4 protein-coding genes are annotated in these 2,348 nt (G+C 48.3%); 3 read left to right on the top strand and 1 reads right to left on the bottom strand.

The genetic code is table 11. The annotated features are described in order from the left end of the window. From V2I46_00030 to V2I46_00020, 3 genes are all read left to right on the top strand, one after another. On the top strand, positions 1-672 hold a 672-nt coding region (locus V2I46_00030), incomplete at its 5' end, for a HipA domain-containing protein (GenBank protein MEE4175871.1). Positions 673-1,017: 345 nt separating this feature from the next. Beyond that, on the top strand, positions 1,018-1,356 hold the full coding sequence (locus tag V2I46_00025; protein ID MEE4175870.1) for a type II toxin-antitoxin system RelE/ParE family toxin: 339 nt from the start codon (positions 1,018-1,020) through the stop codon (positions 1,354-1,356). Between the two features lies 1 nt (position 1,357). After that, positions 1,358-1,648: a helix-turn-helix transcriptional regulator gene (locus V2I46_00020; protein MEE4175869.1), complete on the top strand. Its 291-nt coding sequence runs from the start codon at positions 1,358-1,360 to the stop codon at positions 1,646-1,648. Between the two features lie 80 nt (positions 1,649-1,728). Here the strand turns inward: V2I46_00020 and V2I46_00015 are convergent, their stop codons facing one another. Next, entirely contained in the window at positions 1,729-2,205 is a 477-nt protein-coding gene (locus V2I46_00015; protein ID MEE4175868.1) for a hypothetical protein, read from the bottom strand. Positions 2,206-2,348: the final 143 nt, after the last annotated feature.

The raw sequence follows: 2,348 nt of genomic DNA, 5'->3' as shown, positions 1-2,348 counted from the left end.
AAGCTCGATGGCGTGAGCGATGTGCAATTGGGGGGCAGCCATGGCTATGGCAGGGTCGAAATGGCCTATTACCACATGGCCAAAGCCTGTGGCATTGAGATGATGCCCTCGCGCCTGCTGGAAGAGCATGGCCGGGCCCACTTTATGACCCGGCGCTTCGACCGGGAAGATGGTGATGTAAAGCACCACGTGCAGACCTTTTGCGCCTTAAAGCACTTCGATTACAACCTGGTGAACAGCTTCAGTTACGAGCAGCTCTTCCAATGCATGCGCGAGCTTAAACTCACCTATGCCGATGCCGAGCAAATGTTCCGCAGGATGGTATTCAACGTCATCGCCCGCAACTGTGACGACCACACAAAGAACTTTGCTTTTATCCTGAAGCAGGGCGGCCGCTGGGAGCTTGCCCCCGCCTATGACCTCTGCCATGCCTACCGCCCGGGGAGCCAGTGGGTAAGCCAGCACGCCCTGAGCATCAACGGGAAGCGAAACCACATCACCAAAGCCGACCTGCTGGTGATTGGAGCCTCCATTCGCTGCAAGAAAGCCCCGGAAATTGTAGATGAGATCAACCACACCGTAAACCAATGGAAACAGTTTGCCGATGCCGTGCAGGTGCACCCGGCGCTGCGGGATGCCATTGGTAAAACCCTTTTAAACCTGAAGGATTGAAATACTGAGGGGGGCGCCGGGGAAAGGGAGCTCTCCGCACTAGGGCCAGCAGGCATACTGCGGATGCCTGGTGCTGATTTGAAGGAGCGGGACGAACTGATCCATTGACGCACAGCGTGATCCCAGACATTTCTTAAGGCTCGAAGACCCTTCTGACCGGTGACAGAATATTCCTGAAATCAAGCCGTATTGTGCTTAAATCCATATCCGGTCAAATGTTGCAGGCACAGGTTGCCGGTTGAAGGCTGACGCTATGTGTATATAAGTTGGCCACCCGGGATTAAACTTCAGTTAAAATATAAAATATTTTTGTTGAAAGTACACTAATTGGTTAACTTCGCTATCGTGATTAGAACCATAACCGTTTACAAAAACTATTTTATTGATTTCTACAAGTCCCAGGAGCCAAAAGTTCAGGAGAAAATAGAATACATTCTGGATTTTGTAAGATTTGAAAGACAGGTGCCTAAAAAGTTCTTCAAAGCCTTAGAGAACACCGATGGCATATATGAAATAAGAGTAATTACAACTTTTAAGAGTATTCGGATCTTATGCTTCTTTGATAATGGGAATTTAGTGGTTCTGGCAAATTGCCTGGTTAAAAAATCGCAGAAGACCCCCAGGAAGGAAATCAAGCAGGCAGAGCGCATAAAGAAAGAATACCTGAAAGATAAAAACCGCTGAAATGAAAAATACCACTGACTTCGAAGACATCCTCATTAGCAAGTATGGCAAAAAGGGAACTGCGAAACGCGATAAGTATGATGCGGATTCCCTCGCTTTCAGATTAGGCGTAATGCTTAAAGAAGCGCGTAAAGAAGCTAATCTTACCCAGCAGGAACTGGCTGAGCGAACCGGAACGAAGAAAAGCTATATCTCCCGGATAGAACGCGGGCTTAGTGATATACAGGTTTCGACCTATTACAAGCTAATTGAACTCGGGTTGGGCAAGAACTTGAATATAACTATCGTGTAACGTTGTCCAACAAGGGGAAGGCCCCATTCCGGCACTAGCCGCGCCGGAAGGATTTTCCCCAAATTCAATTCAGGGGTAGCCTACAAATGCAAAACCACATCCACCCCAATCTTGAAATTCTGCTCCCGGTATTGGGTGATCATCCAAATTTTCAAAAGCACATTCGGATCAATGGGCGGGGGCGGAAGAAACCCTTCTGAGGCCTCAATTCGTTTCGATTGCGTCTCGTATTCACGTTCAATGATTTCCGCAAGGGCGTCGATCTCAGAATACCTGAAATTATCGGCTTCCTCCTTTGTGATCCGCTTACCCTCATGTTCCCTGGGATTGTGCTGAAACCATACCCCATCAAGGATTATATTCCTCAACTGACCTGTGGTGGTTTCGCCCGGATTCCAGCCAATAGTATCCTTTTTCAGGAAGATCTCGCGCTTAGGGATTAACCTGCCTTCTTCATAGAGCCTGTAATAGTCCTTTCCGGGATTCGAAAGGGAGTCTTGTGCCGGGACGTTCCAGGCCAGCAGGAGTGCTACGCTAATTGACAGGAGTCGGGTCATTGGGAGGAAGATAAGGAAAAGGGGGATGGGGGATTGAAATCTGCCCATGGCTGTAGTAATCCCTATGAGTGTTATTTGGATTAATCATCAATTTTTTTCGCCGACATGTGACACCGTGGCCACCCAACGCCCCTGTATTTTTT

Origin of the sequence: Bacteroides sp., assembly GCA_036351255.1 — a bacterium.
Taxonomy (GTDB): Bacteria; Bacteroidota; Bacteroidia; order Bacteroidales; family UBA7960; genus UBA7960.
Note: the sequence above shows the minus strand (reverse complement) of the source record. Positions and strands in the feature narration are given on the sequence as shown.